Origin of the sequence: Enterobacter sp. TCD1-1 (assembly GCF_020567405.1) — a bacterium.
Classification (GTDB): domain Bacteria; phylum Pseudomonadota; class Gammaproteobacteria; order Enterobacterales; family Enterobacteriaceae; genus Enterobacter; species Enterobacter quasiroggenkampii.
Genome location: NZ_JAJCXF010000001.1, coordinates 1,553,922 through 1,576,047, shown reverse-complemented (window position 1 = coordinate 1,576,047; position 22,126 = coordinate 1,553,922). Strand labels below are relative to the sequence as shown.

The window sequence follows — 22,126 nt, the reverse complement described above, 5'->3', positions numbered from 1 at the left end:
GAGTTTCAGTCATGTGTCCTATCTGATTATGCACCCTAATGCTCCCGAGCGCTTTGCGCTACTGTTAACGCAACAGTCAACGAGGAGCAAAAGATGAAAATTATCCGCAGCGGTTCATTACCGTCAGTACGAGGACCGGAAGCCTGGTTTACCGGGGCTGTTCGGATTGACGCGCCCTTTCAGGCGACCGAACCTGCCAGCGTCGGCGGGGCAACCGTAACCTTTGAGCCGGGCGCGCGCACGGCCTGGCATACGCATCCCCTGGGACAAACGCTGATTGTGACGCAGGGTCGTGGCTGGTTACAGGAGTGGGGCAAAGAGGCGGAAATCCTGAATCAGGGCGATATCGCCTGGATCCCACCCGGCGTGAAGCACTGGCACGGCGCAAGCGCGCAAACGGCGATGACGCATCTCGCCATCGCCGAAGCGGTAAATGGCAGCCCGGTAACATGGCTGGAAAAAGTGACCGACGAGCAGTACCCGAACGGCTAACCGCCAAAAACGGCAATCGCCTGCTGCAGGCGCGTCGTCCGCTGCGTCAGGTTATTCGCGGCGTGAGTGACGTTATCCACCATCCCCGTATTGCTCTGGGTCATTGTGCCGATACGGGAGAGGGAGGCGTTAATCAGCGTCAGCGCCTGAGTTTGCTCCTGCGTGGCGAGGCCAATCTCCTTAATCAAGGTGGAAACCTGCAGAACATGGTCGATCATGACCGTCAGCTGTGATTCGGTTTGTACTACCTTCTCAACGCCAGCGTTGACGCTGGCAACGTTTTTCTCGATCAGCACTTTGATCTCTTTCGCCGCCGTCGCGGAGTGCTGTGCAAGATTGCGCACCTCAGCCGCGACCACGGCAAAGCCGCGGCCGGCTTCACCGGCGCGCGCCGCTTCCACGGCGGCATTCAGCGCAAGAATATTGGTCTGGAAGGCAATACGATCGATAACGCTGATAATATCGACGATCTGGCCGTTATCCTGCGAAACGGACTGCATCATACCGATGGTCTCTTTCATCATCGCTTCGCCGCAGTGGGCGCTCTCGCGGGTGCGATCCGCCATCTGAATCGCCTCGTTCGCGGTTTCGGCCGTCTGCTTCACGGCGCTGGCGATCTCTTCCACCGCAGATGCGGTTTGCTGCAAGAAATCTGCAGTTTCCTCAGAGCGCGTCTGCAGCGCCGCACCTTCTTTCGCGACCTGCTGGCTGATGGTGCCAATACCGCTGATTTGCGCCCCGACATCATCAACCAGCGAGTTCAGGTTTAAACCAGACTGATTCACCAGGCGCATCATCAGCCCGATATCATCGATCCTGTCAAAATGGTAATAGTCCGTTTTACGTCCTGAAACCACGCGCTGCATCTGTTGAACAATGGATTTTACCGGCCGGGCGATCTGCACATGAAGATAAAAGGACAGCGCAGAAAAAAGCAGCACCAGAATGGTGGCCTGAACGAGACGATCGCGGAATAAATACATCGCCACGCAGGAAAGTAACGCTGTCGCAGTAATACCAAGCTGAATTCGTTTTCCGGTACTGAGACATTTAAAGAGCGACAAAAAGGAAAATAAACCGCGCCGAACAAACAGTCCTTTATAAAAACGGTACTGTTTTAATTCATTATTACGTACTTTTGCATACAGATTTTCACTGGCCGCGATCTCCTCCCGTGAGGGGATATTGCGCACCGAAATATAGCCGGTCAGGGATTCCCCCTGCCAGACCGGCGTCACGTTGGCACGCACCCAGTAGTGATCGCCATTATGACGACGATTCTTCACCAGCCCTGTCCAGGTCTCACCCTGCTGGAGGGTAAACCACATGTCGCCAAACGCTTCGGCAGGCATGTCGGGATGGCGGATGAGGTTATGCGGCTCACCCAGAAGATGCTCTTCTTTATATCCGCTGGCTTCTATAAAAGCGGAGTTGGCATAAGTTATATGACTTTTTGTATCGGTGGTGGACATTAACGTCGAACCAGCGTTAAGTAAATACTCGTTTTGTGTAACGGGGGTGTTACGCCTCATGAGTAACTCCATGATGTTGTGCAAGAATAAAAACCCGGAAAGCGCTCCGGCAAGATAAAAGTGATTATTTTAATAACGATCTGTGCATATTCTCGCTGAAATTGAGAACCTCCGAAATACCCGGCATCCATTATTTTTAATATGTTAATGTTGTCGAATGTAATAAAATTGAAAATATTTTAGTGGGTGTTATTTTGAATCGATTTAAATAAATGACATAAGCCAAACTGCAAGAGGGAGATCGCCTCCCTTGAAAAATTGTCATGCTGAAATAGCGTTTCGTTAACAGAATGAAAACGCTATGATTTGGTCTCATTTTCGTGAATACAGGGAGGCTGAGGTGAAAATTAACGTCATAGGAACCAGCGGGAGTGGAAAAAGCACGCTGGCGAAGCAGATTGCGACCGAACTGGCTATTCCCTGTATCGAGATGGACAGACTCTACTGGCGCTCTGACTGGCAGGGCACGCCGGACGACGAATTTCAGGCAAAGCTGGCGCAGGCGCTACAGGCTTCGCCAGACTGGGTACTTGACGGTAACTACAACCGCACGCGGCCTGTGAAATGGCGCGATGTCGATGTGGTGGTGTGGGTGGATTACGGGTTTACCCGCACCCTCTGGCAGGCCGTCACGCGAGCATTGAAGCGGGCCTGGCATAAGCACGAGCTCTGGCCGGGAACGGGGAATAAAGAGAGTTTCCGGCGCGCGTTCTTCAGCAGAGAATCCATTATCATCTGGACGATGAAAACCTGGCGTAATAACCGTACGCGCTATGAAGCCGATCTGCAAAACCCGCAATATAGCCATATTCGCTTCGTCCGCATTACCCGTCGGGAGCAGGTGGAATCGCTGATTGCCTCCTTAAAGTCTTATTCTTAGCAGGGTTTTATATATCTGTTTTCCGGCAAACTAAATGTAAATTAATTGTTTCTCAGTGGTGAAATGCGCCTTTAATAATGTCGACATGTTAAGTCAAACGAGAACGCAACATGTCATGGCGAATCAGCATTCTGGATAAAAGCCCCATCGCTGAAAACGAAACGGCTGCCGATGCACTGGCGCGTACCCTGGCGCTGGCGCAGCAGGCAGAAAATCTGGGCTATCACCGCTTCTGGATTGCCGAACACCACAACACCCCACAGCTTGCCAGCCCTTCGCCGGAGCTGCTGATTGCCTGGATCCTCGGGCAAACCACGCGCATTCGCGTCGGGTCCGGCGGCGTAATGCTTCAGCACTACAGCCCCTATAAAGTCGCCGAGAACTTCAACGTGCTGGCCGCGCTGGCGCCTGGCCGCGTCGATCTCGGCGTCGGGAAAGCCCCCGGCGGATTACCGCTCTCAACCCGCGCGTTGCAGCAGGGACTGAATCAACAGGAAAAGGGCAGCTTTGCCGAACAACTGGCCCAGCTCGACCGCTGGATCCGTCCTGAGCATCACGCTAATGAAGAGGCCGTCCGCGCCACGCCGCTGCCGCCGTTGCCTGCTGAGGGGTTCCTGCTGGGCGCGAGTACCGAAAGCGCGCTGCTCGCCGCCAGGCTCGACTGGCACTTTGTGTTTGCCGCACACCTGAACGGTGACCCGGAACTGCTGCGCGAGGTGGTATCGACCTGGCGCGAGAACAGCGCGCGTGACGTGATAGTGGCGGTGCAGGCGATTGTCGCGCCGACGCAGGCTGAGGCAGACGCGCTGGCGCAGAAGGTCGAAGTGTGGGGCGTTGAACTGGCAAACGGGCAGCGTGTCACCGTGGCCAGCGAAGAGCAGGCCTACGCGTTTGCACGCCAGGCGGGCAGTGAGCCGGTGCGCATTGCACGTCGCGCACAGTCGCTGCTGGCGGGTACCGCTGAGTCGGTAGTGGAACAGCTCAACGCGCTGCATCAGCAGTGGGGCATTGACGAATTTATCATCGACACGCCGGTAGCGGAGGGGGCTACGCGCGTTGCGTCGCTGCGACTGCTGGCCGGGGCGCGTCTTAACAAGGAGGTCACCGTATGAGCTTTGGCGAACAACTGATTGCCTGGCGCCGCGAACTGCACCAGAACCCGGAACTGTCCGGCCAGGAGGTCGAAACCACCGCGCGCCTGCGCCAGTGGCTGACCAACGCCGGGATCACTCCACAGCCTTACGACCTGTCGACCGGGCTGGTGGCGGAAATCGGGACGGGCAGCAGGCTGGTTGCGCTGCGCGCCGACATTGACGCGCTGCCGATCGAGGAGCGCAGCGGCGTGCCGTTTAGCTCACAGCATGCAGGGGTGATGCACGCCTGCGGACACGATATTCACACCAGCGTCATCCTCGGCGCCGCGTTAAAGCTGAAAGAGCGGGAGGCCTCGCTTAACGGCCGGGTGCGCATCCTGTTTCAGCCTGCTGAAGAGAACTTTGGCGGTGCGAAGAGCATGGTGCGCGCCGGTGCCTTACGCGATGTCAGCGCGATTTTCGGTATGCACAACGAGCCCGGCCTGCCGGTCGGTGAGTTCGCCACCCGCGGCGGGCCGTTCTACGCCAACGTCGACCGCTTTGTGATCCGCATTACCGGCAAAGGCGCGCACGCCGCACGTCCTCATGAAGGTAACGACGCCATTGTGCTGGCGAGCCAGCTGGTAACGGCGCTGCAAAGCGTCGCCAGCCGCAACGTCAACACGCTGGATTCGGTGGTGCTGAGCGTGACACGTATTGCGGGCGGCAACACCTGGAACGTGCTGCCGGAGAGCGTCGAGCTGGAAGGCACGCTGCGAACCCATCGCACGGAAGTGCAGCAGAATGTGAAAGCCCGCGTGGGCGAAATCGCCGCCGGGTTTGCCAGCGCCTTCAGCGCGCAGATTGATATCACCTGGTATGCCGGGCCTACCGCGCTGGTGAATGACGAGCGCTGGGCTGATTTTGCCACCTCGGTCGCGCGTGAGGCCGGATATGAAACCCGGCACGCGGAACTGCATATGGGCGGGGAGGATTTTGCGGTCTATTTGCAGTCTGTTCCCGGCGCGTTTGTCAGCATTGGCAGCAACAGTCCGTTTGGTTTACATCACCCGGCCTTTAACCCGGATGAAGCACTGATTGAGCCCGCCGCCCGCTATTTTGCACAGCTTGCGGAAAAAGCCCTGCAACACGTTTAATTCAGGAGAGGTAAATATGTCTGCAACCCGACAACTGCGGCTGGGCACCATTCTGCATGGTGCATCCGGGAATATGTCCGCCTGGCGCCATCCTGCAGCGATCGCCGACGCCAGTATTAATTTCGACTTTGTGAAAGCGACGGCGTTAAAGGCCGAGGAAGGGAAGCTCGATTTTCTCTTTGTGGCCGATGGCCTCTATATTAACGAGAAATCGATCCCCCATTTTCTGAATCGTTTTGAACCGTTAACCGTGCTTTCCGCACTGGCCAGCATCACCTCGCGCCTGGGGCTGGTGGGAACCTTATCCACCTCCTACAGCGAGCCCTTCACCACGGCGCGCCAGTTCGCGAGCCTCGATCACCTGAGCAACGGCCGCGCGGGCTGGAACGTGGTGACCTCGCCGCTGGAAGGGTCGGCCAAGAACTTTTCCCGCGAAAAACACCCCGAGCATGCGCTGCGCTACCGGATTGCGGATGAGTATCTCGACGTGGTGAAAGGGCTGTGGGATTCCTGGGAAGGGGACGCGTTTATTCGTAACAAAGAGAGCGGCCAGTTTTTTGACCCGGCGAAACTGCATACGCTCGATCACCACGGTGACTTCTTCCAGGTCGCCGGTCCGCTGAATATTGGCCGCACGCCGCAAGGTCGCCCGATTGTCTTTCAGGCCGGGGCGTCGGACGACGGGAAAAAGCTGGCGGCGAAACATGCCGACGCCATTTTCACCCACCACGAGACGCTCGATGAGGCAAAAGCCTTTTACCGCGACGTAAAACAGCAGCTGGAAACAAACGGCCGCCGCGCGTCGGATCTCCATATTTTCCAGGGCGTCAGCGTGATTGTGGGGAAAGATGCCGATGACGTGGAAAACCAGTACCAGACCACGGCGGCGCTGGTGTCGATTAATGACGCCCTCAATTACCTCGGGCGTTATTTTGAACATCACGACTTCAGCCAGTATCCGCTCGACGAGCCGTTCCCGGATATCGGCGACTTAGGCAAAAATAGCTTCCGCAGCACCACCGATGAAATCAAGCGTAACGCTCGCGAACGCAACTTAACCCTGCGTCAGGTGGCGCTGGAGGCCGCTTCGCCGCGCCCGCGCTTTTCCGGCACGCCGGAGGAGGTGGCAGACGGTCTTCAGGCCTGGTTTGAAGGCTATGCCGCAGACGGCTTTATTATTCAGGGCGGCACGCCGGACACCTTCCCTCGCTTTGTTGACCAGGTGGTGCCCATTCTTCAGGCCCGCGGCCTGTTCCGTACCGACTACCCGGGCACCACGCTGCGCGAAAGCCTTGGCTTAGACCAACCGAAAAACCAGTACACACAACAATAAAAGAGAACCCCGCTATGCAGAAATCATCGCTTATTCTGGCGCTCGCGCTGGCCTTTACCCCTGCCGTCTGGGCAGAGAATGTGAATATTAACGGCACCGGTGTGAGCATCGAGGCCAATAAAACCCCGATTAACACCGCGAAAAATAGCGAGGCGGTAGCGCAGCTGCCGAAAGACTATCGCTTTGCCGTGCCGGGGAAATTTACCGTTGCGGTGGCGGGACTCAATCAGCCGCCGCTGACGGTCTTCTCCGACGACAACAAAACCCTGCTGGGAAGCGAAGTTGACGTCGCGCGTCTGGTCGCCGACAGCCTCGGGCTGGAGCTCAACGTGGTGCCCACCTCCTGGGAGGACTGGCCGCTGGGCGTGGCGTCCGGGAAATACGATGCCGCCATCAGCAACATCACCGTCACTAAAGAGCGCAAACAGAAGTTTGATTTTGCTACCTATCGTAAGGATTCCCTCGGCTTTTACGTGAAATCCACCAGCCCGATTACGTCGCTGCAGAAGGCGGAAGACATCGCCGGGCTGAAGATTATCGTCGGCTCCGGCACCAACCAGGAGGCCATCCTGCTGGCATGGAATGCCGAAAACCTGAAGAAGGGGCTGAAGCCCTTTACCCCGATCTACACCAAAGACGATGCGGCCCAAACCCTGGCGCTGCAGTCCGGCCGCGCGGATGCCTACTTTGGCCCGAACGTGATTGGCGCATGGAAAGCGGCGCTGAACGGGAAAACCAAACTGGTGGGCAGCGTCGACGGCGGCTGGCCGAAGGCGGCACACATCGCGGTGACGCTGAAAAAAGGCAGCGGACTGGTTGAGCCGGTGCAAACCGCGCTGAACGGTGTCATCAAAAACGGCGATTACGACAAAGTGCTGAACCGCTGGGGAGAAGGGGTTGAGCGCATTCCTCAGTCCGAAGTGAACCCGGCTGGCCTGGGCGATTAAGGAGGCGTAATGAGCGAACGATTTCGTGATGTATCACCGGAAGATGCCGAACTTCAGCCCATTATCGAGGGGCTGTTCGGTGAATATGCGGCCCGCTACGGGGACTACTTCTCTAAAGACGCGGAAGTGGAGCTCACCGAGTGGTATCTGGCGCCGCAGGGGCTGTTTATCGTCCTGGAGCGCGACGGGAAGATTATTGCTACCGGCGCGTACAAACCGTTCGACGAACGCACCGCGGAAATCAAACGTATCTGGACGGACAAAACCCTGCGTCAGCAGGGGCTTGCCGGGCGCGTGGTGCAGGAGCTGGAGCGCAGGGCGGTGCTGGCAGGGTATAGCCAAATCTACCTGACAACCGGCTTTCGTCAGCCGGAGGCGGTCAGGCTCTATCTTAGCCAGGGCTATCAGCCGCAGTTCGATCTGAACCGCGATCCGGAAGAGTATAGCCAGCCGCCGTTTGACGGTCGGCTGCGTTTCACCAAAACGCTGGTACGTGAAGCGTTCAGTAAAACCGCATGAGGAACGACGATGAGCAACGTTGAAACCATTAAGGTGGTCCCGGCGCGTTATCCGCTGCGGGCCGTCGGCGCCGCGGTGGCGCTGTTTGTCCTGGCGGTCGTGATTCAGTCCGTAGCCTTTAATCCGCGCTGGGAGTGGGCGGTGTTCGCCCGCTGGTTCTTCGACCCGGTGATCCTCGAAGGTGTCGGGCAGACCCTGCTGCTGACGCTGATCGGCACCGCGCTGAGCGTGGTGTTTGGCGGAATGCTGGCGCTGGCGAGACTCTCGTCATCCTGGCTGCTGAGCAGCCTGGCGTGGGCGTATATCTGGCTGTTTCGGTCGCTGCCGCTGATCGTCGTGCTGATTATCCTGTACAACTTTTCCTATCTCTACGACACGCTCTCGCTCGGCGTGCCGTTTACCAGCATCACCTGGGGCAGTTTTGAAACCATCAACGTGCTGGGGCAGTTCTCTACCGCCGTGGTGGGGCTAACGCTGGTGCAGAGCGCCTATACCGCCGAGATCATTCGCGGTGGTTTCCTCGGGGTCGATCACGGGCAGTATGAGGCCGCCGCCGCGCTCGGTCTGCCGGCCTGGCGCCGCACGGTGCGCATCATTTTGCCTCAGGCGCTGCGTACCATTCTGCCGTCGGGATTCAATGAAATCATCAGCCTCGCCAAGGGCACAGCGATGGTGTACGTCCTGGCGATGCCGGAGCTGTTTTATACCATCCAGATGATCTACAACCGCACGCAGGAGGTGATCCCGCTGCTGATGGTCGGTGCCGCCTGGTACCTGGCGATCACCACCGTCCTGTCCGCTATCCAGTACGGTGTTGAACGCGCACTTGCCCGCAGCGAACGCCGCTCTGCGGTTAATCAGAACCGTGCCGCCCGTCGTACCCGTTCTGTCACCTCCACGCCAGCACAGGAGCCTATCCATGCAAGCCTCTCCTGAAGGACATATCTCGATTACCGGCGTCAGCAAATATTTTGGACGCCATAAGGCGCTCGACAACGTGTCGCTTGAGATCCCGCCGGGATCCGTGACGGTCATCCTCGGGCCGTCCGGGTCGGGTAAATCGACGCTGCTGCGTACCATTAACCACCTGGAACGCGTCGACGAAGGCTTTATTCAGATTGACGGGGACTATATTGGCTACCGTCGCCAGGGCGACAAGCTCTACGAGCTGAAGGAGAAAGAGATCCTCAAACAGCGCGTCAACGTGGGCTATGTGTTTCAGAACTTCAATCTCTTTCCCCATCTCACGGTGCTGGAAAACCTGATTGAGGCGCCCATCGCGCATAAAAAGCTCAGCAAGAAAGAGGCGGTGGAAAGAGCGTACAGCCTGCTGGACGTGGTCGGGCTGCGGGACAAAGCCGATGCCTGGTCCCGCCATCTCTCCGGCGGCCAGCAGCAACGCATTGCGATTGCCCGCGCGCTGGCGTTACGTCCCCGCGTGATGCTGTTTGATGAACCCACCTCGGCACTGGATCCGGAGCTGGTAGGGGAAGTGCTGGACGTAATCAAAAAACTGGCCCGGTCCGGCACTACGCTGGTGGTGGTCACTCACGAGATCGGCTTTGCCCGGGAAGTGGCGGATCAGGTGGTGTTTATGGTCGACGGAAAAATCGTGGAACAGGGCAGCAGCGACGCGGTATTGAACCGCCCGTCGCACGCGCGAACGCGCCAGTTCCTGTCAAAAGTGCTGTAAGGAGCGCAGATGAAATATGGACTTCTGGCAGGACTGCTTTTTACGACGGCGAGCCACGCCAGCATCGATCTGAAAGCCAACGAGCAGCCGCTGCCGGTGACGGTGGATCGGCAGGCCGTGGCGAAGATCCCCGCCGGTTATAAATTCGTTGAGTCAGGTACGCTGACGGTCGCCGTCTCGATGCTGAACTCCCCGCCGCTGGCGCTGCTGGCCAGCGATAACCGCACGCGGATCGGCAGCGACCCGGATATTGCCCGCCTGCTGGCGGGCAGCCTGGGGCTGAAGCTAAAGCTGGTGCCGACGGCGTGGGAAGACTGGCCGCTGGGGATCGCTTCCGGGCGCTACGACGTGGCGCTGGTGAACATTGCGGTGACCGAACAGCGTAAAGAAAAGTTTGATTTTGCGACCTACCGCGTCGATTCGCTGGCGTTTTCGGTGAAATCCACCAACGAGATTCAGTCAATCAAAAGCGCGGAAGATCTGGCCGGGAAAAGGGTGATTGTCGGCTCGGGTACCAATCAGGAGCGCATCCTGCTGGGCTGGAACGAAGAAAATAAAAAGGCGGGGCGGGCGCCTGCGCTGCCGGTCTATCTTCACGACGATGCCTCGGGCAATCTCTATATCCAGTCCGGCAGGGCGGATGTGTTCTTTGGTCCTCAGTCGGTTTCAGCTTACAAAGCGGCGCTCACCGGCAAAACCCGCGTGGTCGGTTTAGGGCCGAAGAAAGCTTATGTCGCCACCACGACCAAAAAAGGCAATCAACTGGTTTATGCCTTGCAGGCCGCGCTGAACGGTGCGATTGAGCGCGGAGAGTACCAGAAGGTGCTGGCGCGCTGGGGCGAGCAGGGCGAAGCGGTGGCGCAATCGGAGGTCAACCCGCCTGGGATAACATACTAATGGTGCTCTACACTTAGGATTTTCACTCCTGAGAGGGCAACATGATTAAACTTTATGGCGTACCCGGCTGGGGCTCGGCAATCAGTGAGGTGATGCTGACCCTGGCTGATATCCCTTATCAATTCATCAACGTGGACGGGTTTGACCAGCCCGGTCCGCAGCGTGAGTTGCTGCACAAGCTCAATCCGCTGTGCCAGGTGCCGACGCTGGAGCTGGAAAATGGCGCCATCATGACCGAAACGGCGGCGATTGCCCTGATGGTGCTCGACCGGTGTCCCGATCTTGCTCCACCCATGGGGCAGGCAGAGCGTCAGCAGTTTCAGCGTTTGCTCATCTGGTTTGTGGCCAACGTCTATCCCACGTTTACCTATGCAGACTATCCCGAACGCTGGGTGCCGGATGCGCCGGAACAGCTGCAGAAAAACTGCATCGAATACCGGAAATCTCTTTATTTGTGGTTCGAAAGCCAGCTTAAGGCTGCCCCGTTTGCGCTGGGGGAACGGCTGACGCTGCTGGATGTGTATATTGCGGTAGCGCGCACCTGGGGGCCCCGTCACGCCTGGTTTGCCGAAAATACCCCTAAATTCACGGCGATTGCGGACGCCGTATGTCAGCGACCGGAACTGCACAAGGTGTTAAAGGCAAACAATATTATCTGATAACGTGGAACCCTCATTCACAACCGGAAGCCTGTACATGCCACACGTAGATATCAAATGTTTTCCCCGTGATTTGAACGACGAACAAAAAGCTGCCCTGGCGGCAGATATTGCCGACGTGATTATTCGCCATTTCAACAGCAAAGACAGTTCCGTGTCGGTGGCGTTGAAGCAGATCGCGCCTGAAGACTGGAAGGCGCAGGTCTGGGATACCGAAATTGGACCGAAGCTGGAGGAGCTTATTAAGAAGCCCGGGTATTCGATGTAAGATCTTCTGCCGGGGAGCGAATAAATCCTCCCCGGCTTGTTTTCCCGTTTTTCGCAAAAATCGATAAAAATGCGTTTTGTCTTATCCGCTACACTTAACGTTTCTGGCTGACTTTTTATTCATCCTTAGGAAAGATCTTCAACAGAATCAATTAAGGACAGACACGTTAAAGGATAATTTTCTGATGACAAAATTACCCCGTTTTTCATTCGCCTTTCTTCATCCCCGTTACTGGCTAAGCTGGGCCGGCATTGCGGCTCTGTGGCTCATCATGCTGCTCCCTTATCCGCTTTTGTTCAGAATCGGTCATGGCCTGGGGCGACTGGCGATGCGCTTACTTCCTCGCCGCGTCGAGATTGCCCGCCGCAACCTGGAACTTTGTTTCCCGGAGATGAAAAAGGATGAACGCGAGTCATTGCTGCAGCGTAATTTTGAATCGGTAGGAATGGGGGTGATTGAAACCGGGATGGCATGGTTCTGGCCTGCGTGGCGGGTGAAGAAATGCTTTACCGTGCAGGGGTATGAGCACATGGAAAAGGCGAGGGCGCAGGGAAAAGGCGTGGTGCTGGTGGGGATGCATTTTCTGACGCTTGAGCTGGGCGCGCGGATATTTGGCATGCTCAACCCCGGTATTGGGGTGTATCGCCCTAATAACAATGCTCTGCTGGACTGGCTTCAGACGCGCGGACGTCTGCGTTCCAACAAAACCATGCTCGATCGCCATGATTTAAAGGGCATGATCCGCTCGCTGAAGCAGAATGAAATTTTGTGGTACGCCCCGGACCACGACTATGGCAAAACCAACAGCGTGTTTGTGCCGTTCTTTGCGGTGCCGGATGCCGCAACGACGGCGGGCAGCTATATGCTGGTCAAAAGCGCTAAGCCTGCCGTCATCCCCTTTGTGCCGCGTCGCAGGGCGGATGGCACCGGTTACGAGCTGATTATTCTGGAGGATATCAGTGAGGCGCTGCAGGGCGGCGATAAAGAAGCCGTGGCGACGCAGATGAACAGGGCAATTGAGCAGGCCGTACTCATGGCCCCAGAGCAGTATATGTGGCTGCACCGTCGCTTCAAAACCCGTCCTGAAGGGGTACCTGATCGGTATGCCCGTCTGAAACAGACGGCAACTCGGGGTGATAGTCTCTCCGCCAGCGATTTTTCTGACCGCTCAGGCATACAGCACTGACACCACAGCGATGCCCTCACCCTGCGGTGAGGGCATGACCGGCGCTACAACGCGGATCGGCGGTACGGCGCATAGTCCGCCTGCCACCAGGTTTTCTCGATACGCGCCAGCAGGGTTTCATCATCTAACGATGGCGCCACGCCTTGTTCAATCGCGGCCCGGGCGACGGCAACGGCAATCTGGCGCGAGACCGTTTCAATCTGATCTACCGGCGGCAGCAATCCTCCTCTTTCTGTGGTCACCAGTGGAGACTGGGCGGCCAGGCTGCGGCTTGCTGCCATCAGCATCTCTTCCGTCACCCGGCGCGCGTTACAGGCCAGAACGCCAAGCCCAAGACCCGGGAAGATATAGGCGTTGTTACACTGGGCAATCTCGTAGTGCGCATTCTCCCAGAATACCGGCGCGAACGGGCTGCCGGTGGCCACCAGCGCGGCCCCCTGGGTCCAGGCGATGAGATCCTGCGGCTGGGCCTCCGCCCGCGACGTTGGGTTCGAGAGCGGCATGATAATCGGGCGCGGGCAGTGGCGATGCATCTCTTTGACGATCTCTTCGCTGAACAGCCCCGGCTGACCTGAAACGCCGATCATCACCGTTGGATGTGCGTTCTTCACCACGTCCACCAGGGAAATATTCTTCGCGTCTACCTGCCAGCGGCTTACGGCGTCGCGCGCGGTAAGCAGGTTTTTCTGGAAATCGAGCAGGTTGGTCATGTCGTCGGTCAGCAGGCCGAAGCGATCGACCATGAAGATCCTGCTGCGGGCTTCCGACTCGCTCAGGCCGTCATCGACCATCAGCGCCACAATTTTTTCAGCGATCCCGCATCCCGCAGAGCCGCTGCCGAGGAAGACCACGCGCTGATCGCGAATGCGCGTGCCCGCCGCGTGGGCCGCTGCGAGCAGCGTCCCTGCGGTGACGGCTGCCGTGCCCTGAATATCATCATTGAAGCAGCACAGCTGGTCGCGGTAGCGCTGCAGAAGTCGGGTGGCGTTTTTCTGCGCAAAGTCTTCAAACTGCAGGAGAACGTTGGGCCAGCGCGCCTTAACCGTGCTGATAAACATATCCATAAACTCAGCGTACTGGTCATCGCTGATGCGCGGGTGACGCCAGCCCATATACATCGGGTCGTCGAGGTGTTGCTGATTATTGGTGCCGACATCCAGCATAATCGGCAGGGTGGAGGCCGGATGGATCCCTCCGCAGGCGGTATAGAGTGACAGCTTACCAATTGGAATGCCCATACCGCCGATACCCTGGTCGCCGAGCCCTAAAATGCGCTCTCCATCCGTCACCACAATCACCCGAACGTCGTTGCGCGAGAAACTTTGCAGCATCTCATCAATACGATGGCGGTTAGGCCATGAAATAAACAAGCCGCGCGCGCGGCGATAAATCGTGGAGAAATGCTCGCAGGCTTCACCCACCGTCGGGGTATAGATAATCGGTAACGTCTCTTTCAGATGCGAACGCAAGAGGTTATAAAAGAGAGTTTCATTGGTGTCCTGAATATTGCGCAAATAAACATGACGGGAAATATCGCTTTTAAAATGGCAGAACTGCACCCAGGCGCGCTCGGTTTGCTCTTCAATGGTTTCAACGTTATGCGGCAATAATCCATGCAGATTAAAATTATCCCGTTCTTCTTTAATAAAGGCGAGGCCTTTATTTAATAACGGATTTTCCAGCAGTACGGCGCCATTATAGGGCGTGTACAGAACGTCTTTACGAGACATGGTCAACTCCTGAATATTTAAACGAAACAGAAATAAGACGAGTAGAAACAGTGACTTTAAGGATGATAAAGGCACGGAGTTTTCTGTGTTTTGTTGGGGAGCTAATTTAGCGCTTAGCTAACGGATCAGGAGTGACAAGGTTCACATTCTTTCTGGTTTTATTAATTTCAAAAGAATTGCATTGAATGTAATGAATAACTTTAGTTACATAATAATGAATTAAATTATTTAAAAGGAAAGGGCTATTGTGTTCACATTTCTCTTTGGGGGGGCATGTTAATTTCACGCTGAGCCTGTTTTTAGAAAAGGCCACCAAAGTTTTTATTTTCTATTTAAGAACATTTATTTGAATCAGGAATAGTTTTTCGTTTATTCCGTTCTCTGCATATCCGAACACAAATTTCAGGTGATTATATGAAAGATAATCCTGTACCGACTTCTGAGCTGTCGACCTCGCGTTTCGCCTTTGGGCTCAACAATACCGAGGTTGGCGCAGTCCCGTTGATGCTGTTCGTGGGGATTGCCGCGATTGTGGCGACGTCCGCCTGGGCAGGGCTGCTGCCGAAAAATATGATAGGCGGACTGGCAGTCATCATGACCCTTGGCTTTGCGTTTGCCAAAGTGGGGCGTCAAATCCCCGTGCTGAAGGACATCGGCGGCCCGGCGATCCTGTGTCTGATGGTGCCTTCCGTGCTGGTCTATTTTGGCGCATTCGGGAAACAAACCCTTGATACGGTGCATCTGCTGATGAAGGAGGCGAATCTGCTCTATTTCGTCATCGCCTGCCTGGTAGTCGGCAGTATTCTGGGGATGAACCGGGTGCTGCTGATCCAGGGCATGATGCGCATGTTTGTTCCGCTGGTGGCGGGGACATTGATGGCCGTGCTGAGCGGGCTTATTGTGGGAACGCTGTTTGGGTTTACGCCTTACCATACGTTCTTCTTTATCATTGTGCCCATCATTGGCGGCGGAATTGGCGAGGGGATTTTGCCCCTGTCTCTGGCCTATTCGGCCATACTGGGGCAGACGCCGGACGTCTACGTGGCGCAGCTGGCTCCCGCTGCGGTCGTCGGAAATATTTTCGCCATTATTTGTGCGGGCTCGCTGGCGCGTCTCGGGACGAAACGTCCTGCGCTTTCAGGAAATGGCATGCTCACGCGGAGTAAAGACGACGCCAGCCTGTTTGCCGGGGCGCCAGGCGCACAGCAGACAGATTTTCATCTGATGGGCGGCGGATTGCTGATGGTGTGCGCGTTTTTCATCGTCGGAGGCTTGTTTGAAAAACTGGTCCACATTCCCGGCCCGGTGCTGATGATCCTGATTGCCGTCCTGTGTAAATACTTCAGGGTGATCCCGGCCTCAATGGAGCAGGGGGCGCACAGCTGCTATAAATTCGTTTCGGCTGCGCTGGTCTGGCCCCTGATGATCGGCCTCGGGATGCTATACGTGCCGCTTGAAAGCGTGGTGTCGGTCTTCTCGGTGGGCTATGTAGTGGTATGCGGATCGGTGGTGATTGCGATGGCGCTGAGCGGCTACGTGATTGCGTCGCGTCTGAATATGTATCCGGTGGAAGCGGCGATTGTTACCTGCTGCCACAGTGGGCTGGGCGGTACGGGAGATGTGGCCATTCTGTCCGCCTCCAACCGCATGTCGCTCATGCCGTTCGCGCAGATTGCGACGCGTATCGGCGGTGCCTCGACGGTCATTTTCGCCACGCTGCTGATGGGCTGGGTTATGGCGCACTGATTCGAAACCTCAGGATACTGAATCGCAACGACATTTACAGCGTGTCGCTGCGGTTCAGTCCTTTATAAAACTCACCGCGCTGTATAGAATTACCGCAGCCACAGCGACGGGATACCACACGATGACCGGAAGAGTTGATTATCAGATTGAAAAATATCTCCTGACCGAAGCCGCCGAACCGGAGCGCCTGACGCGCCAGTGGGCGGAGGTGCTGGAGGAGTGTCGTGAGCAACAGTCCGGTGCGGAGGATCGTCTGCGTCTCGCGTTGCTTAATGTGGATTACGTCACCAGCTTCGAGCTGCCCTTCAGGCTGCTTCTCACCCGCGCGCCCCAGTTGATTGACGCTGTCAGAAAAGAGCTTCAGCTCAGTCAGAAAAATGTTCTGTTTAACGGCAAGCGCTTTGGCTGCGTCTACAGCCTTAAACGGGATCTGGACGGCATACCTGACGAGTTTACCTATCACCTGAAGACGCGTATCCAGCGCAGTGACGCCACGGGTGCGACGGAAGCGTCTTACCGGCAAATTGCCCAGCAGGTGAAAGCGCCAAAGGAGCGCCTCAAACTGGCGCTGGAAAACGGGCTGTCTGTGACCGCGCTCGACGGGCTTTTCTGGTTTGGCATTCAGCGCATCGCGGCTGATGTACAACGGTTACGCAAAACAGGGATGCGGATCGTGACGTCCAACGCCGAGGTGTTCGATACGCTTACCAAAACAACCCGGCAGGTCCCGGTCTATCGCCTGGAAGGGACAGAAGTTACTTAACCTGCAGCAGGATCGCCATCAACCCCGGAAAGCGGGTATCCAGATCGTCTCGTCGCAATGAAATCATGTTTTCGCGTCCCTGCGGACGTTGCCAGATGACCCCGCTGTCGCGCAATACGCGCCAGTGATGGGTCATCGTGGACTTCACCACATCTTCCGGGCGCAGCGCGTTGCAGCTGAGTTCGCTACCATCGGCGAGCCGGCGAATAATCGATAGCCGGAGCGGGTTGCCGAGGGCAAAGAGCACATTTTCCAGCAGTATTTGTTCAGTTTCAGGGTGGTTAGGGATCATCGTTTTCCTGCGTATGGCGTCAGATTGAGCTATATCAACAATAGGTCAACCCTTAAAAAATAGTTCGATAATACTCGTACAATAGGACTATTATAGCAAACGAACGAATGCACGACCATCCTGGTCGTCACAAACATGTCATAGTGACTAAGGAAATATCATGCCCCGACCCATCCCTCTCGAACGTTATCGCAACATCGGTATCTCCGCGCATATCGATGCCGGTAAAACCACCACCACCGAGCGCATCCTGTTTTATACCGGGATGAGCCACAAGCTGGGTGAAGTACACGATGGCGCGGCAACCACTGACTGGATGGCGCAGGAGCAAGAGCGCGGGATCACCATTACGTCCGCGGCGGTGAGCTGCTTCTGGCCAGGCATGGACAGAGGCTATGAACCGCACCGGATCAACATCATCGACACCCCGGGGCACGTGGACTTCACCATTGAGGTGGAGCGTTCCATGCGCGTACTCGACGGTGCCGTGATGGTGTATGACTCCGTGGGCGGCGTGCAGCCGCAGTCGGAAACCGTCTGGCGTCAGGCCAATAAATATCACGTTCCGCGTCTGGCCTTCGTCAACAAAATGGACCGTCCGGGTGCCGATTTCTTCCGCGTCGTGCGGATGATGCAGGAACGCCTGAAGGCCAATCCGGTGCCGATTGTCATCCCGGTGGGGGCCGAAGATCACTTCACCGGCGTGGTGGATCTGATCAAGATGCGCACCATTCTGTGGGACGACGCGACGCAGGGCATGGTGTTTACCTATGCGCCCGTGCCGGACGATTTGGTCAGTACCGCCCAGGAATGGCGGGAAAAAATGGTCTCTGCGGCGGCGGAAGCCAGCGATGAACTGATGGACAAATACCTGGAAACCGGCGACCTGACGGAAGCGGAAATTATCAAAGGGCTACGTATTCGCACCATTTCGGGCGAAATCCAGCCGATGCTGTGCGGCAGCGCGTTCAAAAACAAAGGCGTACAGCGCATGCTCGATGCGGTGATTGAGCTTATGCCGTCGCCGCTGGACGTGCCGGCTATTGATGGCGTGGATGAAAAAGGGCATCACGCGGAGCGTCACCCGAGTGATGATGAGCCGTTTTCGGCTCTGGCGTTCAAGTTGATGAGCGACCCGTACGTCGGACAACTGACCTTTATCCGCGTTTACTCTGGCGTGCTGCGCAAAGGCGACGCGGTGTATAACCCGGTGAAAGGGAAGAAAGAGCGCATCGGGCGTATCGTGCTGATGCATGCCAACGATCGCCACGAGGTGGACGAACTGCGCGCCGGGGATATCGCGGCCTGCGTCGGGCTGAAAGACGTGACCACCGGTGACACGCTCACCGATCCGAACGCCGTCATTACGCTTGAGCGCATGGAGTTCCCGGATCCGGTGATTTCGCTGGCGATTGAGCCGAAAACCAAAGGCGATCAGGAGAAAATGGGCATTGCGCTGCAGCGCCTGGCGGCGGAAGACCCGTCTTTCCGCCTGCACACTGACGAGGAGTCCGGCCAGACCATTATCTCCGGTATGGGTGAGTTACACCTCGAGATTATCGTCGACCGCATGAAGCGTGAGTTTGGCGTCGAAGCAAATATCGGTCGTCCGCAGGTGACCTACCGTGAAACCCTGCGTAAAACGGTGAAGGATATCGAAGGCAAATTTGTCCGACAGTCCGGCGGTAAAGGCCAGTACGGTCATGTGGTGCTGAGCCTGGAGCCGCTGGAGCCCGGAAGTGGCTTTAAATTTGAAGATGCCACTAAGGGCGGCGTGGTGCCGCGTGAGTATATTCCGTCCGTTGAGAAAGGGCTGCGCGAAGCGATGAACAGCGGCGTGCTGGCGGGCTATCCGGTCGTCGATGTCAAAGCGACGCTGACGTTTGGCTCGTATCACGACGTCGACTCCTCGGAGATGGCGTTCCGCATGGCGGCGATCCTCGGCTTTAAAGAGGGGGCCCGCAGGGCGGATCCGGTGATTCTTGAGCCGATCATGCACGTGGAGGTGGAAACACCGGAAGAGTACGCCGGTAACATTATGGGTGATCTCTCTTCCCGACGCGGCATGGTGCAGGGGATGGCAGAGCAGTACGGCAGCCAGATTATCCGCGCCGACGTACCGCTGGCAGAGATGTTTGGTTATGCCACGACATTGCGTTCGATGTCCCAGGGACGCGCGACGTATACGATGGAGTTCCATCATTTTGCGGAAGCACCGCGGAATGTTGCGGATGAGATTATTTCACGGCGTGCGAAGTAGTACGTTCACCCTCTCCCTTGAGGGTGTACAAGGGAGAGGGCTGGGGTGAGGGGGAACATACCACTCTGGTGGTCATTCCGTTCACTTCATGTTCCTTGCTACTCTGAAACGACAATACCTGTGAACGTGCCAGGGCGGCTCAATCGCCGCCGCCCTGGCAACCCGGGCTCCCGGCGGTAAATCGCCGCTTCGCGGTGCCCTCAGCTTATTCCTTCAGGCTATCGGGTCGGGCATGAGCCTGCATCCCTGCAGGCCAAGCCCTCTCGGCGCATCCCTGCGCCTCGCCCCGGCCTTACGGAAACGCTTCGGCGATTTACAGCCGGACCAGGGCGTCGCTGAAAGCCTACAGCCATCATGAAAGCAACATATTGCTTCTGCTTAAAAATTACTGAGCATGCCTCAGCCCATAGGGGACGGGTTTTCTCAATCCAGCGCCTTCACCATCTTCCCGCTCGCCGCAAACGTCCCGGCCCCAAGATGATGCAGGGTATTGAGCTTATCCCCGTCAAACTGCCAGCGTCCGGCGATAAACGCCCGTTCATCCGCTGCCGCTGAAACCACTTCGCCAAACAGCGTGTCGTATTTCTCTGCAGCGGAGGTCACGGGTAATAACCGGCACTCCATCCACGCCAGGCATTTCTCTTCAATGACCGGCAGGCCGAGCGCCGGGCCATTCACCACCGGGATCCCATAGCAGTTGAATTTGTCCTCATCGCGCCCGCTGACGCTGCCGACCGCGTAAGTCCAGTTGGCCGCCGCCACGCCGGGGATAACGATGCCAAATTTCCCGCTGCGTTCGATCAGCTCGCGTGACCAGGTACTTTTGTCCACGACTATCGCGATGCGTGGCGGTTCAAACTCAACGGGCATTGACCATGCGGCAGCCATAACGTTACGTCTGTCCAGGCTTTCATCGCGGCTGGTGATCAGCACGGTAGGGCCGTGGTTCAGCAGACGGCTGGCATGACGTAATTCAACAGGGCGAAAGTGGCTCATAGGATCTCCTCATCTGTAACGATGAGTATGACGAAAAAGCAAGTAAATCAAAGTGAGTGCGTAAAATTAGTTTATAAACAGAACATCACAATCAAAGGAAACTGATGTATGTCCCCCTTTCTGACCGACTACTTCGCTCGCATCGGCTGGACGCAACCGACACGGGTAGATATCGATACCCTGCGCGCGCTGCATTTACACCATAACTGTGCGATCCCTTTTGAGAATATTGACGTCGTGCTGCCGCGCGAAATCCAGCTTGACGATCGGTGTCTGGTCGACAAGCTGGTCACCGCCCGTCGCGGAGGATATTGCTTTGAGCAAAACGGCCTGTTTGAGCGGGTATTGCGTGAAGTCGGCTTCACGGTACGCAGCGTGCTGGGACGCGTGGTATTAGCGAGCCCGCCGCAAATGCCGCCGCGCACGCACCGCCTGCTGCTGGTTGAGCTTAACGGCGAGCGCTGGATTGCGGACGTGGGGTTTGGCGGCCAGACGCTGACGGCGCCTATTCGTCTGCTCGCCAGTGAGGAACAGGAAACGCCGCACGGTCTGTATCGTCTGCTGAGCGAGGGTAACGACTGGGTGCTGCAGTTCCGTCACCACGAGCACTGGCAGTCGATGTACCATTTCGACCTGACGACACAGTATTTCAGTGATTACGTGATGGGGAATTTCTGGTCGGCGCACTGGCCGCAGTCGCACTTCCGCCATCATCTGCTGATGTGCCGCCATCTGCCGGACGGCGGCAAGCTGACGCTGACCAACTTCAACTTTACCCACTGGCAGAACGGTCACGTGGAGGAGCAGGTTCACTTACCGGATGCTGAGGCGCTTTACCAGTTGATGCAGAAACGCTTTGGGCTGGGCGTTGACGATCCTAAGCACGGTTTTTCACTCGCAGAATTGACGGCGGTGATGGCGGGCTTTGATACGCACCCTCAGGCCGGGAAATAATGCGCAAAGAGGTGGGCTGTAGGCCGGGTAAGGCGTAGCCGCCACCCGGCAACATCACGGCTGAGACGGGGTAGTAAACAACTCGAGCGTGATTAACTTATCCAGATGGTTGTTAAACGCGACCTCATCCATTTCGGGCATGTTTAAGATATACATTCCGTCAAGACCACACACCAACCCAATCAAGCGCCAGGCGATATTTTCCGCCCGATCGCCGGGACGAAATACCCCGGCCTCCGTTCCCGCGTTAATCAGCGCCACCGTTTCCTGATGCCACATCTCCATGGTCATCACATAGGCACCCTTAATGTCGGCATCACGGCTGGCCAGGATCTGCGCTTCACGCCAGAGACGTATATAAGGCTCGAACCTGCCGTCATCGCTGCCGAGCATGGCATGAAGCTGTTCCCGCCATCCGGCCTGTTCACCCGCAACATCCGCATCCAGCAGTTCGCGGATTAACCGTACGAAGGCCAGCGATTTTAACTCCCCGCCGGAGGTAAAATGATGGTGAACCTGTCCGGTCGCGACGCCGGCTTCAGCCGCAACGCGTCGTACCGTCATTGCCGCCAGTCCTTCGGCCAGCGCCACGCGCATGGCGGCCTGTAAGATGGCTTCGCGCCGTTCATCCTTGCTCAGATATCGCATCTTTACTCACTCTCAATGGGAACGAAACGAGTGTAACAAAAAGCTGGACACGCGTTCAACTTTACGTAGGATCGCAATCTGGACATGTGTCCAGGTTTAAA

At 56.8% G+C, this 22,126-nt stretch carries 20 protein-coding genes and 1 pseudogene; 16 read left to right on the top strand and 5 right to left on the bottom strand.

Translation table 11 applies throughout. From position 1 onward, the window contains the following. Positions 1 to 93: 93 nt before the first annotated feature. Entirely contained in the window at positions 94 to 492 is a 399-nt protein-coding gene (locus tag LJA86_RS07580) for a (R)-mandelonitrile lyase (RefSeq protein ID WP_008501772.1), read from the top strand. Here LJA86_RS07580 and LJA86_RS07575 read toward each other — a convergent pair. Continuing rightward, complete coding sequence (locus LJA86_RS07575) at positions 489 to 2,024, bottom strand: methyl-accepting chemotaxis protein (RefSeq protein WP_229225941.1); 1,536 nt, start codon at positions 2,022 to 2,024, stop codon at positions 489 to 491. The genes LJA86_RS07580 and LJA86_RS07575 overlap by 4 nt on opposite strands. A 340-nt stretch (positions 2,025 to 2,364) precedes the next feature. Here LJA86_RS07575 and LJA86_RS07570 point away from each other — a divergent pair, with 340 nt between their 5' ends. The 11 genes and pseudogenes from LJA86_RS07570 to LJA86_RS07520 all read left to right on the top strand — a co-directional run bounded on the left by LJA86_RS07570 (position 2,365) and on the right by LJA86_RS07520 (position 12,636). Further along, a complete protein-coding gene (locus tag LJA86_RS07570; protein ID WP_229225940.1) occupies positions 2,365 to 2,904 on the top strand; it encodes an AAA family ATPase in 540 nt (179 codons plus the stop codon). Positions 2,905 to 3,014: 110 nt separating this feature from the next. Then, a complete protein-coding gene (locus LJA86_RS07565; protein ID WP_048223398.1) occupies positions 3,015 to 4,016 on the top strand; it encodes an LLM class flavin-dependent oxidoreductase in 1,002 nt (333 codons plus the stop codon). Continuing rightward, positions 4,013 to 5,134: an amidohydrolase gene (locus LJA86_RS07560; RefSeq protein WP_045908821.1), complete on the top strand. Its 1,122-nt coding sequence runs from the start codon at positions 4,013 to 4,015 to the stop codon at positions 5,132 to 5,134. The genes LJA86_RS07565 and LJA86_RS07560 overlap by 4 nt, the downstream gene beginning before the upstream one ends. Positions 5,135 to 5,150: 16 nt before the next feature. Then, positions 5,151 to 7,414 (top strand): annotated as a pseudogene (locus LJA86_RS07555) (NtaA/DmoA family FMN-dependent monooxygenase). 9 nt (positions 7,415 to 7,423) lie between these two features. Further along, positions 7,424 to 7,933 carry a GNAT family N-acetyltransferase gene (locus LJA86_RS07550; protein WP_008501765.1) on the top strand — a complete coding sequence of 170 codons (510 nt, stop codon included), beginning with the start codon at positions 7,424 to 7,426 and terminating at the stop codon, positions 7,931 to 7,933. 9 nt (positions 7,934 to 7,942) lie between these two features. Further along, positions 7,943 to 8,869 carry an amino acid ABC transporter permease gene (locus LJA86_RS07545; RefSeq protein WP_229225939.1) on the top strand — a complete coding sequence of 309 codons (927 nt, stop codon included), beginning with the start codon at positions 7,943 to 7,945 and terminating at the stop codon, positions 8,867 to 8,869. Continuing rightward, positions 8,853 to 9,626, top strand: a complete 774-nt coding sequence (locus tag LJA86_RS07540) for an amino acid ABC transporter ATP-binding protein (protein ID WP_023292311.1) — start codon at positions 8,853 to 8,855, stop codon at positions 9,624 to 9,626. The genes LJA86_RS07545 and LJA86_RS07540 overlap by 17 nt, the downstream gene beginning before the upstream one ends. A gap of 9 nt (positions 9,627 to 9,635) precedes the next feature. After that, positions 9,636 to 10,523 carry an ABC transporter substrate-binding protein gene (locus LJA86_RS07535; RefSeq protein ID WP_229225938.1) on the top strand — a complete coding sequence of 296 codons (888 nt, stop codon included), beginning with the start codon at positions 9,636 to 9,638 and terminating at the stop codon, positions 10,521 to 10,523. Positions 10,524 to 10,564: 41 nt separating this feature from the next. Then, positions 10,565 to 11,182 carry a glutathione S-transferase family protein gene (locus LJA86_RS07530; RefSeq protein ID WP_229225937.1) on the top strand — a complete coding sequence of 206 codons (618 nt, stop codon included), beginning with the start codon at positions 10,565 to 10,567 and terminating at the stop codon, positions 11,180 to 11,182. Positions 11,183 to 11,219: 37 nt separating this feature from the next. After that, complete coding sequence (pptA, locus tag LJA86_RS07525) at positions 11,220 to 11,450, top strand: tautomerase PptA (protein WP_008501760.1); 231 nt, start codon at positions 11,220 to 11,222, stop codon at positions 11,448 to 11,450. Positions 11,451 to 11,634: 184 nt separating this feature from the next. Then, a complete protein-coding gene (locus LJA86_RS07520; protein ID WP_111966602.1) occupies positions 11,635 to 12,636 on the top strand; it encodes a Kdo(2)-lipid IV(A) acyltransferase in 1,002 nt (333 codons plus the stop codon). A 44-nt stretch (positions 12,637 to 12,680) separates the two neighbouring features. On the opposite strand, the gene LJA86_RS07515 is transcribed toward LJA86_RS07520, so the two are convergent. Further along, positions 12,681 to 14,366 carry an NAD-dependent malic enzyme gene (locus LJA86_RS07515; protein ID WP_229225936.1) on the bottom strand — a complete coding sequence of 562 codons (1,686 nt, stop codon included), beginning with the start codon at positions 14,364 to 14,366 and terminating at the stop codon, positions 12,681 to 12,683. A gap of 414 nt (positions 14,367 to 14,780) precedes the next feature. Between LJA86_RS07515 and LJA86_RS07510 the strand changes: the two genes are divergently transcribed. Both LJA86_RS07510 and LJA86_RS07505 read left to right on the top strand, forming a co-directional pair. Beyond that, positions 14,781 to 16,112: a 2-hydroxycarboxylate transporter family protein gene (locus LJA86_RS07510; protein WP_229225935.1), complete on the top strand. Its 1,332-nt coding sequence runs from the start codon at positions 14,781 to 14,783 to the stop codon at positions 16,110 to 16,112. A 121-nt stretch (positions 16,113 to 16,233) separates the two neighbouring features. Beyond that, positions 16,234 to 16,875, top strand: a complete 642-nt coding sequence (locus LJA86_RS07505; protein WP_045908811.1) for a helix-turn-helix domain-containing protein — start codon at positions 16,234 to 16,236, stop codon at positions 16,873 to 16,875. Here LJA86_RS07505 and LJA86_RS07500 read toward each other — a convergent pair. Continuing rightward, the gene (locus tag LJA86_RS07500; protein WP_008501755.1) at positions 16,868 to 17,167 is read right to left on the bottom strand and encodes an ArsR/SmtB family transcription factor; all 300 of its coding nucleotides are present in this window, start codon (positions 17,165 to 17,167) and stop codon (positions 16,868 to 16,870) included. The genes LJA86_RS07505 and LJA86_RS07500 overlap by 8 nt on opposite strands. A 160-nt stretch (positions 17,168 to 17,327) precedes the next feature. Here LJA86_RS07500 and fusA point away from each other — a divergent pair, with 160 nt between their 5' ends. Then, a complete protein-coding gene (gene fusA, locus LJA86_RS07495; protein ID WP_229225934.1) occupies positions 17,328 to 19,427 on the top strand; it encodes an elongation factor G in 2,100 nt (699 codons plus the stop codon). Positions 19,428 to 19,850: 423 nt separating this feature from the next. Here fusA and LJA86_RS07490 read toward each other — a convergent pair whose 3' ends face one another. Next, positions 19,851 to 20,423 carry a flavin reductase family protein gene (locus LJA86_RS07490; protein ID WP_229225933.1) on the bottom strand — a complete coding sequence of 191 codons (573 nt, stop codon included), beginning with the start codon at positions 20,421 to 20,423 and terminating at the stop codon, positions 19,851 to 19,853. 108 nt (positions 20,424 to 20,531) lie between these two features. On the opposite strand from LJA86_RS07490, the gene nhoA reads away from it, so the two are divergent. Continuing rightward, positions 20,532 to 21,377: an N-hydroxyarylamine O-acetyltransferase gene (gene nhoA, locus LJA86_RS07485; protein WP_090392472.1), complete on the top strand. Its 846-nt coding sequence runs from the start codon at positions 20,532 to 20,534 to the stop codon at positions 21,375 to 21,377. Positions 21,378 to 21,431: 54 nt separating this feature from the next. Here the strand turns inward: nhoA and LJA86_RS07480 are convergent, their stop codons facing one another. Continuing rightward, positions 21,432 to 22,025 carry a TetR family transcriptional regulator gene (locus tag LJA86_RS07480; protein ID WP_196346392.1) on the bottom strand — a complete coding sequence of 198 codons (594 nt, stop codon included), beginning with the start codon at positions 22,023 to 22,025 and terminating at the stop codon, positions 21,432 to 21,434. Between the last annotated feature and the right edge of the window lie 101 nt (positions 22,026 to 22,126).

Coding starts and splice junctions, on each gene's coding strand:
- LJA86_RS07535 (WP_229225938.1), top strand. CDS start 9,636: ATGAAATATGGACTTCTGGCAGGACTGCTTTTTACGACGGCGAGCCAC.
- LJA86_RS07565 (WP_048223398.1), top strand. CDS start 3,015: ATGTCATGGCGAATCAGCATTCTGGATAAAAGCCCCATCGCTGAAAAC.
- pptA (WP_008501760.1), top strand. CDS start 11,220: ATGCCACACGTAGATATCAAATGTTTTCCCCGTGATTTGAACGACGAA.
- LJA86_RS07510 (WP_229225935.1), top strand. CDS start 14,781: ATGAAAGATAATCCTGTACCGACTTCTGAGCTGTCGACCTCGCGTTTC.
- LJA86_RS07490 (WP_229225933.1), bottom strand. CDS start 20,423: ATGAGCCACTTTCGCCCTGTTGAATTACGTCATGCCAGCCGTCTGCTG.
- fusA (WP_229225934.1), top strand. CDS start 17,328: ATGCCCCGACCCATCCCTCTCGAACGTTATCGCAACATCGGTATCTCC.
- LJA86_RS07530 (WP_229225937.1), top strand. CDS start 10,565: ATGATTAAACTTTATGGCGTACCCGGCTGGGGCTCGGCAATCAGTGAG.
- LJA86_RS07505 (WP_045908811.1), top strand. CDS start 16,234: ATGACCGGAAGAGTTGATTATCAGATTGAAAAATATCTCCTGACCGAA.
- LJA86_RS07545 (WP_229225939.1), top strand. CDS start 7,943: ATGAGCAACGTTGAAACCATTAAGGTGGTCCCGGCGCGTTATCCGCTG.
- LJA86_RS07575 (WP_229225941.1), bottom strand. CDS start 2,024: ATGAGGCGTAACACCCCCGTTACACAAAACGAGTATTTACTTAACGCT.
- LJA86_RS07540 (WP_023292311.1), top strand. CDS start 8,853: ATGCAAGCCTCTCCTGAAGGACATATCTCGATTACCGGCGTCAGCAAA.
- LJA86_RS07580 (WP_008501772.1), top strand. CDS start 94: ATGAAAATTATCCGCAGCGGTTCATTACCGTCAGTACGAGGACCGGAA.
- LJA86_RS07500 (WP_008501755.1), bottom strand. CDS start 17,167: ATGATCCCTAACCACCCTGAAACTGAACAAATACTGCTGGAAAATGTG.
- LJA86_RS07520 (WP_111966602.1), top strand. CDS start 11,635: ATGACAAAATTACCCCGTTTTTCATTCGCCTTTCTTCATCCCCGTTAC.
- LJA86_RS07550 (WP_008501765.1), top strand. CDS start 7,424: ATGAGCGAACGATTTCGTGATGTATCACCGGAAGATGCCGAACTTCAG.
- nhoA (WP_090392472.1), top strand. CDS start 20,532: ATGTCCCCCTTTCTGACCGACTACTTCGCTCGCATCGGCTGGACGCAA.
- LJA86_RS07480 (WP_196346392.1), bottom strand. CDS start 22,025: ATGCGATATCTGAGCAAGGATGAACGGCGCGAAGCCATCTTACAGGCC.
- LJA86_RS07515 (WP_229225936.1), bottom strand. CDS start 14,366: ATGTCTCGTAAAGACGTTCTGTACACGCCCTATAATGGCGCCGTACTG.
- LJA86_RS07560 (WP_045908821.1), top strand. CDS start 4,013: ATGAGCTTTGGCGAACAACTGATTGCCTGGCGCCGCGAACTGCACCAG.